This window comes from Sphingomonas sp. CCH15-F11 (assembly GCF_001557005.1).
GTDB lineage: Bacteria > Pseudomonadota > Alphaproteobacteria > Sphingomonadales > Sphingomonadaceae > Sphingomonas.
This window is the reverse complement of record NZ_LSKG01000026.1, coordinates 1-8,555: the sequence shown is the minus strand read 5'-3', so window position 1 is coordinate 8,555 and position 8,555 is coordinate 1. Positions and strand designations below refer to the sequence as shown.

The window sequence follows — 8,555 nt, the reverse complement described above, 5'->3', positions numbered from 1 at the left end:
GCTTGTCGAAGCCTGTCCTGAGCGCCTGCCTTGGCAGGCAGTCGAAGGGCGGCGTGTCGAAGGACAAGCGCAATCGCGCGTCCTTGAAATGAAAGAGGCCGCCGGGGCCTCGCACTCGAGGACCCCGGCGACCTCCGACATGGTCAGCGGCCGGAGAGCTCCAGCCCGGGAGACCATGCGGGCCGCGTTACCGAAGCGGACATGCGTTGATTGGAGGAGGATACCTCCCGCATGTCATTACGGACGGAGGGCTTCCGTCCGCGCTTCAGCTCAGCGGCGCGTCTCCCGAACGAACTGAACCGACCCCATTGCTGAACCATGAGACATCGGATCACCTCCTTTCGCTAGTTGAAGCCTGCGCACCCTGCTGGATGCACGACGAATGTGAATCACCGCGAGTCGCAGAACAAGACTTGAATTGAAAATAATTATCGACGATTCTGCCTGCCCTGCCGATCGGCGATCAGCGTCGGCAGTCCTCCGTCACCCGCAGCAATTCTGGCCAGGCCGGCACGACCAGCGGCGCGGCCGGCGGCGCCTCGACGATGAAGCGCCCGCGGCTGAATCCCATTGCGTCGAGCAGCGGGTCGCGCGCGCCCAGGCTGACCTCCACCCCCGCCGCCGTTGCGGTGCCGGTCAGCGCGCGCACGGTGCTCGTCGTCCGGATCGTCACCGCCGTCCCCTGCACGCCGGCGCGGGTCAGCACCACGCGCTGCCCCGCCCGGTCGCATCGTACCGCCAGCGCGGCGGCGGGCGCGCTGCCAAATGTCGCCTGCGATCCGCCGGACGTCGCCGCATAGGCCCATGTCCCCGCCGCCATCGGCCAGTCGCGCCAATCCCCGACATAGGGGTTGGGCGCAACCGGAGGCACCGCCGCGGGCGGCGGAGCAGCGACGGGCGCCGGCGGCGGCTTGGAAGGCGCGACACACGCGCCGAGCACGACCAGCGACGCAAGCGGGATGAGGATACGCATCACGCGCTTATGGGCGAACCCGCGCCCCCGCTCAACCGCTCGATAGCAGCTTGCGATCAGGCCGCCCGGGGCACGATGCGATCGAGTTCGCCATTCAGCGCACGCTTGGCTTCGAGCAGTTCGTAATCCGTCTGGAGACCAAGGAAAAAGCCCTCGGACATGCGGAAATAGCGAGCGAGGCGCAGGTCGAGTTCGCCATCCATAGGCACAGTGCCTGCGATCACCGCCTGAACGCGCGCGCTATCGACGCCGATCGCTTGGCCCAGCGAAGCCGCATCCATGCCCAGCGGCTCCATGAATTCCGACCACAGCAATTCGCCAGCATGGCTGTTGTGCAGCCAGTCCGGATTAGTGGTAGTCGGTGATTTCGACGCGCTCTGCATGTCCGTCCTTCCAGACAAAGCATATACGCCATTGGTCGTTAATTGAAATACTGAGCTGGCCAACGCGCTCGCGCTTGAGCGCATGGAGTCGGTTGGAGGGCGGGTTGCGCAGGTCGTCCAGTGTGCGCGCCCGGTTGAGCAGCTTCAGCTTGTCGAGGGCGCGATCCTGAATGTCAGGCGGCAGCTTCCGGCTCCGCTCGCCGCGCCAGATGCGTTCGGCTTCAGGATCGACGAAGGAGTGGATCATGGCTCGACCTAATCAATACGGGACAAGCCATCTCATTAGCGCCCAACAATTGAATTTAAACAAGAGCTTATGTCGCACGGTGCGACAAAACCATTTTCCCTAAGTCACGAAAAATAAATCAATTATTCGGATCGTATTCTAACTTCCCATCATGCGACAAATATTACTTTTCAATTATTTAGCTATTCGACCCTGCGCGAAAACTTTTTGAAAATTTCCGCTGCGTCTTGCCGAAGCGGTCCTTGCGGGTGCCCGGCTTGCCTTCGTTCGAGCGGCCCATGATCGGGGCCTTGCGCTGGTCATCGGGGAGGCCGAGTTCCTGGGCCTCGAGCGAACGGATTTCGTCGCGCAGGCGGCCCGCTTCCTCGAACTCGAGGTCGGCGGCGGCCTTGCGCATCTTCTTTTCGAGATCCTCGATATAGCTGCGCAGATTGTGGCCGACCATGTGCGGCTTGTCGGCGTCGATCTCGACGGTCACCTGGTCCTTGCTGGCGACGTGCGCGATGATGTCGCCGATGTTGCGCTTGATCGTCGTCGGCGTGATGCCGTGCGCGGTGTTGTAGGCGATCTGCTTTTCGCGCCGGCGGTCGGTCTCGCGCATCGCGCGCTCCATGCTGCCCGTGATGCGATCGGCATAGAGGATGACGCGCCCCTCGACGTTGCGCGCGGCACGGCCGATCGTCTGGACGAGCGAGGTTTCCGAACGCAGGAACCCCTCCTTGTCCGCGTCCAGGATCGCGACCAGCCCGCATTCGGGAATGTCGAGCCCCTCGCGCAGCAGGTTGATGCCGATCAGCACGTCATAGACGCCCATCCGAAGGTCGCGGATCAACTCGATGCGCTCCAGCGTCTCGACGTCGGAATGCATGTAGCGGACCTTCAGCCCCGCTTCGTGCATATATTCGGTCAGGTCCTCAGCCATCCGCTTGGTCAGGGTGGTGACGAGGGTGCGATAGCCAAGCTCGGCGGTCTTGCGTGCCTCGACGATCAGGTCCTGCACCTGTTCCTCGACCGGGCGGATCTCGACCGGCGGGTCGATCAGGCCGGTCGGGCGGATGACCTGTTCGACGAAGACGCCGCCGGTCTGCTCCATTTCCCAGCTGCCCGGGGTTGCCGATACCGACACCGTCTGCGGGCGCATCGCGTCCCATTCGTTGAAGCGCAGCGGCCGGTTGTCGATGCACGACGGCAGGCGGAAGCCATATTCGGCGAGCGTGATCTTGCGCCGGTGGTCGCCCCGCGCCATGCCGCCGATCTGCGGCACGGTCACATGGCTTTCGTCGACGAACAGCAGCGCGTTCTCGGGCAGATATTCGAACAGCGTCGGCGGCGGCTCGCCGGGCAGCCGCCCGGTCAGGAAGCGCGAGTAATTCTCGATCCCCGCACAGCTACCGGTCGCCGCGATCATCTCCAGGTCGAAATGGGTGCGTTGCTCCAGCCGCTGCGCTTCCAGCAGCTTGCCTTCGATCTGCAGCTCCTTCAGCCGCTCGGCGAGCTCGAAGCGGATCGCCTCGGTCGCCTGCTTGAGCGTCGGCCCGGGCGTCACATAATGCGAATTGGCGTAGACGCGGACATAGTTGAGGCTGGCGACCTTCGATCCGGTCAGCGGATCGAACTCGACAATCTCCTCGATCTCGTCGCCGAAAAAGCTGATCCGCCAGGCGGTGTCCTCATAGTGCGACGGGAAGAGTTCGAGGCTATCGCCGCGCACCCGGAAATTGCCGCGCGCGAATGCGGCCTCGTTGCGCTTGTACTGAAGCGCGACCAGCTTGCGGATGATCTCGCGCTGATCGACCACCTGGCCTTTTTTCAGGTCGAAGATCATCGCCGAATACGTCTCGACCGAGCCGATGCCGTAGAGGCACGAGACCGACGCGACGATCAGCACGTCGTCGCGCTCCAGCAACGACCGGGTCGCCGAATGGCGCATCCGGTCGATCGCTTCGTTCACGCTCGACTCCTTCTCGATATAGGTGTCGGAGCGCGGCACATAGGCTTCGGGCTGGTAATAATCATAATAGCTGACGAAATATTCGACCGCATTTTCGGGGAAGAAGCTCTTGAACTCGCCATAAAGCTGGGCGGCCAGGATCTTGTTGGGCGCCAGGATCAGCGCCGGGCGCTGGAGCTCCTCGATCACCTTGGCCATGGTGAAGGTCTTGCCCGATCCGGTGACGCCCAGCAGCACCTGGTCCTTCTCGCCCGCGCGCGCTTGCTCGACCAGCTCGGCGATCGCGCCTGGCTGGTCGCCGGACGGGGTGTATTCGCTCACCAGCTTGAATCGCTTCCCACCCTCGACCTTGTCCGGGCGCTGGGGCCGGTGCGGCACGAAGCTCTGCCCGGTATCGGGCTCGGCGAGGCTGGTGCGAATCTGAATGGCCATGCGCCGCAATATGAGAACGAACCGGGTCCGCGGCAACCGGAAGCCGAACAGGCCGACCGCAAACTGGCATTTGGGTCCGGGCACCAACCATCTATCCGCGTCACCCCGGGCTTGACCCGGGGTCCCGCTGTATCTTGCGACGGAACAGGCAGCGGGACCCCGGATCAAGTCCGGGGTGACGGATAAATCTCACGCGATTGTGTTCTGTGACTCAGGCTCCGGACTCGACTTGGCATGCGGTTGCGATAGGCTGGGCAAAACTTCCGGGGAGAGATCGATGCGCCGTTCGTCCGCCACCTTCGTGTCCGCGCTGCTGATCGGCAGCGCCATCGCGATGCCCGCTTATGCCGAGCCCGATTACGCCCCGGCCGTCCGCGCCGATTACGCGCGCGACCTGGCGCAGACGTTCGAGTGGTTCCACCGCAACCCCGAATTGTCGTTCAAGGAAACCAAGACCGCGGCGCGCATGGCGGCCGAGCTGCGCAAGGTGCCCGGCGTCGTCGTCACCGAAGGGGTCGGCGGCACCGGCGTGGTCGGCGTGATGAAAAACGGGGCGGGTCCGGTGGTGCTGGTACGCGCCGACATGGACGGCCTGCCGGTCGAGGAGAAGTCGGGGCTCGGCTATGCATCGACCGTGCGCCAGGTCGGTGTCGACGGGGTCGAGACGCCGGTGATGCACGCCTGCGGCCATGACACCCACATCACGTCGATGATCGGCACCGCGCGGCGGCTGGCGGCGATGAAGGACCGCTGGGCCGGTACGGTTATGTTCGTCGTCCAGCCTGCGGAGGAACGCGTCGGCGGCGCAAAGGCGATGGTGGCCGACGGGCTCTATACCCGCTTCGCCAAGCCCGACTATGCGCTCGCCTTCCACGTCGCCGCCGACCTGGCGAGCGGCAAGGTTTCGGCGTCGGAGGGCATCCAATATGCCTCGTCCGATTCGGTCGACATCATCGTGCCGGGCATCGGCGCGCATGGCGCAAGCCCCCATGCGGGCAAGGACCCGGTCTATATGGCGTCGCAACTCGTCATCGCGCTCCAGGGGCTGATCAGCCGCGAACAGCAGCCGCTGAAGCCCGGCGTCATCACCGTCGGCTCGTTCCATTCAGGGCTGAAGCACAACATCATTTCCGACGAAGCGCGCCTGCAGGTCACGGTGCGCGCCAATGACGAGGCGGAGCGCAAGCGGCTGATCGACGGCATCAAGCGCGTCGCGCGCGGGGTCGGCGAATTGAACGGCATGCCCGAAGACAAGATGCCGGTGGTCAACGTGATCGAAGGCACGCCGACCACGATCAACGACCGCGACCTCGCCCAGCGGCTGAACGGCGTGATGAAGGCCGCGCTGGGCGACGACGCCTTCGTCCCGTTCGAGCAGAAGGGCATGGGTGCGGAGGACTTCACCTATTTCGTCCAGCCCGACACGGGGGTGAAGGGCTATTATTTCGCGGTCGGCGGCACGCCGCAGGCGGCGTTCGACGCCGCGGCCAAGGGCGGCCCCGCCGTCCCGTCACACCATTCACCGCTGTTCAAGGTCGCACCCGAACCCGCGATCGTCACCGGCACGATCGCGATGACCGCGGCGGTGCTGGAACTGATGAAGCCGGGCGGCGCGGGCGCGGGTGCCGGGCAATGACCGCCGCGCGGATCCTGATCGCGCCGATGATCCTGATGCTGGCGGCCTGTGGCGGCGGCAGCGGCGGTAACAGCACCGTCGAGCAGGCGGCGGAGACCGGCGAGGTCGATCTGACCAATGCAGCACCCGGCGAAGTCGCCAAGCAGGCCAAGGCATCGGGCGCAATGCGGCTCAATCCGGGCGAGTGGGAAACCACAGTCGAAGTGGTCGATATCGACATCCCGGGAATGCCCAAGGGCGGTCCGCATAGCGACGTGATGAAGGTGATGCGCGAGGCCAAGACCACCGTCACCAACTGCGTCACGCCCGAGGAGGCCGAGAACCCGGAATCGGGTGTCTTCACCGGCTCCAACGGCCAGTGCCGCTATGAACGCTTTCGCATGGGCGGCGGCCGGATCGACGGCACTCTGGCATGTCGGGGCAAGGACGGCGGCGGCGACATGCGGATGTCGGTCAACGGCACCTTTTCCGACACCGCCTTCGCGCTCGACAATGCGATGGAAACGCGCATGGGCGACAGCGTGATGAAGATGAGGGCCAAGGTCAGCGGCAAGCGGATCGGCGCGTGCAAGGGCTGAGGTCGCCGGAACGGACATATCGGACGTAGGGAGAGGGACATGATCGGCTATGTGACGTTGGGCGTGAACGATCTGGATCGCGCACGCGCCTTCTACGATGGGCTGCTGGGCGTGATCGGGGCCAAGCGGCTGATGCAGATGGAGGAAAACGGCTTCACCATGTACGGCACCGACTGGAAGATGCCGGGCATCGCGATCACCAAACCCTATGACGGCAATGCAGCACGCGCCGGCAACGGCAACATGGTCGCGCTGATCATGGACAGCCGCGACAAGGTCGATGCGCTTCACGCCAAGGCGCTGGAGCTCGGCGGGACCTGCGACGGACCGCCGGGACTGCGCGCGCCGGAAGAGATGGGCTTCTACGGCGCCTATTTCCGCGACCCGGAAGGCAACAAGATCGCCGCGTTCAACGCCCCGATGCCGGGCTGAGGCCTGGCCTGGCCTGGCTTGACAACTATGGGTTGATGACAACTGATTGATTTGACCCGCTCATCCTGAGTAGGGACTGAACCCTTCGACGCCGCCTGCCAAGGCAGGCGCTCAGGACAGGCTTCGACAAGCTCAGCGGCCACTCAGGATGAGCGGTTCGGAGATATCAGGTGTTATCAAGCTCTGAGGCAGGGGTGGCTCAGCCGAGCCGGCGATAGGCGACGCGCCACATCAGCAGCGCAACGGCAATGCCGGGCGGCGCGGCGGCAATTCCGGTCGCCAGCGCGCTGATCCAGCGATAGCGCGCGCTCGCCGCGCCGAGCATGTCGGCATCGGCATTGAGCAGCACGCCCAGCATCAGGCTGGCCACCACTCCGGCGACGATGGCCGCGGTCGGGCCGGTCAGCCCGATGCGCCGTACCATCACCCACAACAGCCCGCCCAGCAACGCGACGACCGGTGTCGCAACGACGCTTACCAGTCCCCAGACGAGCAGCAGCGCCGCGACGTCATGGCCGCCGCCCAGTGCATGGAGCGCGGTGGCGAGGGTGCCGGTCGCAAGACCACCGGCCAGGCAGGCGAGGCCGATCCGGTCCAGGCTGGCATGTTCGAGCCGGCGGCGGATCATTTGAGCGCACGCACCGCCGGCGTGTCGAGGCAGCCATCGATTTCGCCCCGCGGACGCGGCGGCGCGGGGGTTGCGTCGGTGGCCACCGGCACCTCGACCGTGCGGCCGATGGCGATCGCGTCGAAGCGGCCTGGCACCCTTGCACAAGCCATTGCGGCCTTTAGCAGACGCGGCGGGGTGTCGCGCGCTTCATAGGACAGGCGGAACGTGCCCCAGTGGATCGCGATGCCGCGCGTCGCACCCAGCCGGCGGAACAGCTCGACCGCCTCGACCGGACCGACATGGCTGCCGGTCGACATCTGTCCCGGCTGGAAGCGGAACGCGCCGATCGGCAGCAGCGCGAGCCGCACCGGGCCATAGCGCCGCGCCTCGTCGGCCCAGGCATAGTCCCCCGCCCCGGTGTCGCCGGCAAAGAACAGATTGCCGCCGCTCGGCAGCTCGATCACGAAGCTCGACCACAGCGCGCGGTTGCGATCGGTGAACCAGCGGCTCGACCAGTGATGGTTGCGGGTGACGTGAACAGTCGCGCGAACATCGTCAGGACAGGGCGCGACAGGGTCGCAGCGCAGCCAGTCGGCGTTCGGGTCCGTTACGACAGCGTGCATACCCCAATCGAGCGCGGTCGCGGGCACGCCGGCCTGGCCGATCACGCTGTCATTGCCCAGGCTGGTGACGATCAGCGGCTTGTCGCGCGCCCACAGCCGTTTCAGCGTGGCGAGGTCCATATGGTCGTAGTGATTGTGGCTCACGACGACCAGGTCGATCGGCGGCAAGTCGTCGAAGCGGATGCCGGGCTCCGCCACCCGGCGCGGGCCGAAGCCGAACGGCCCGGCGGTGTCCGACCAGATCGGGTCGGTCAGGATGTTGAGCCCTGCGGTCTGGACCAGCACGGTCGCGTGCCCGACCCAGGTGACCAGCATCCGATCGCCCGCCACCCGGCGCGGCGGCTTGGCCAGCGTGACCGCGACGCGCGCGGGCCAGGGCGGCCGCCCGTCATTGCCGGTCGCCTGGGCGAACAGAAACGCCCCCCGGCTGCGCCGCGTCGGCGTGGATGCGGTGTCCTCGCCATCGGGATTGAAGAAGCGTTCGCCATCATAATGCCCGCTTGCGGATCCGTCATAATAACGCCGGTCGAGGAAGGACGGCACGATCGCGATGGCAAGCAACGCGAGGATGACGAGCCAGAGCAGGACGGCGAGGAGGTAGCGGAGGAGGGTCATGGGTGCGCCTCAATTGGCCAGCGGCCCCGGCCTGCGCCGGGGCGACGATGCAGCGCCGTCGCCCCGGCGCAGGCC

9 protein-coding genes are annotated in these 8,555 nt (G+C 65.7%); 3 read left to right on the top strand and 6 right to left on the bottom strand.

Annotated features, from left to right (window positions below):
* Positions 1-463: 463 nt before the first annotated feature.
* The 4 genes from AX709_RS02650 to uvrB form a co-directional block, all read right to left on the bottom strand.
* Positions 464-973 (bottom strand): hypothetical protein, encoded by a 510-nt coding sequence (locus AX709_RS02650; RefSeq protein ID WP_066546513.1) that lies wholly within the window; start codon positions 971-973, stop codon positions 464-466.
* A gap of 56 nt (positions 974-1,029) precedes the next feature.
* Positions 1,030-1,356 (bottom strand): HigA family addiction module antitoxin, encoded by a 327-nt coding sequence (locus tag AX709_RS02645; RefSeq protein ID WP_066480437.1) that lies wholly within the window; start codon positions 1,354-1,356, stop codon positions 1,030-1,032.
* Positions 1,322-1,603 (bottom strand): type II toxin-antitoxin system RelE/ParE family toxin, encoded by a 282-nt coding sequence (locus AX709_RS02640; RefSeq protein ID WP_066546511.1) that lies wholly within the window; start codon positions 1,601-1,603, stop codon positions 1,322-1,324. Before AX709_RS02640 ends, AX709_RS02645 begins: the two co-directional genes overlap by 35 nt.
* A gap of 178 nt (positions 1,604-1,781) precedes the next feature.
* Positions 1,782-3,986, bottom strand: coding sequence for an excinuclease ABC subunit UvrB (gene uvrB, locus AX709_RS02635; RefSeq protein ID WP_066546510.1), 2,205 nt, complete (start codon positions 3,984-3,986; stop codon positions 1,782-1,784).
* 277 nt (positions 3,987-4,263) lie between these two features.
* Here uvrB and AX709_RS02630 point away from each other — a divergent pair, with 277 nt between their 5' ends.
* The 3 genes from AX709_RS02630 to AX709_RS02620 are packed head-to-tail and all read left to right on the top strand — an operon-like array spanning position 4,264 to position 6,632.
* Positions 4,264-5,622 (top strand): amidohydrolase, encoded by a 1,359-nt coding sequence (locus tag AX709_RS02630; protein ID WP_066546509.1) that lies wholly within the window; start codon positions 4,264-4,266, stop codon positions 5,620-5,622.
* Positions 5,619-6,200 (top strand): DUF3617 domain-containing protein, encoded by a 582-nt coding sequence (locus AX709_RS02625; RefSeq protein WP_066480430.1) that lies wholly within the window; start codon positions 5,619-5,621, stop codon positions 6,198-6,200. The genes AX709_RS02630 and AX709_RS02625 overlap by 4 nt, the downstream gene beginning before the upstream one ends.
* Before the next feature lie 39 nt (positions 6,201-6,239).
* Entirely contained in the window at positions 6,240-6,632 is a 393-nt protein-coding gene (locus AX709_RS02620) for a VOC family protein (RefSeq protein ID WP_066480428.1), read from the top strand.
* A 199-nt stretch (positions 6,633-6,831) separates the two neighbouring features.
* On the opposite strand, the gene AX709_RS02615 is transcribed toward AX709_RS02620, so the two are convergent.
* Together AX709_RS02615 and AX709_RS02610 are read right to left on the bottom strand one after the other, a co-directional pair.
* Complete coding sequence (locus AX709_RS02615; RefSeq protein WP_066546508.1) at positions 6,832-7,260, bottom strand: hypothetical protein; 429 nt, start codon at positions 7,258-7,260, stop codon at positions 6,832-6,834.
* The gene (locus tag AX709_RS02610) at positions 7,257-8,480 is read right to left on the bottom strand and encodes an MBL fold metallo-hydrolase (RefSeq protein ID WP_066546507.1); all 1,224 of its coding nucleotides are present in this window, start codon (positions 8,478-8,480) and stop codon (positions 7,257-7,259) included. Before AX709_RS02610 ends, AX709_RS02615 begins: the two co-directional genes overlap by 4 nt.
* Positions 8,481-8,555: the final 75 nt, after the last annotated feature.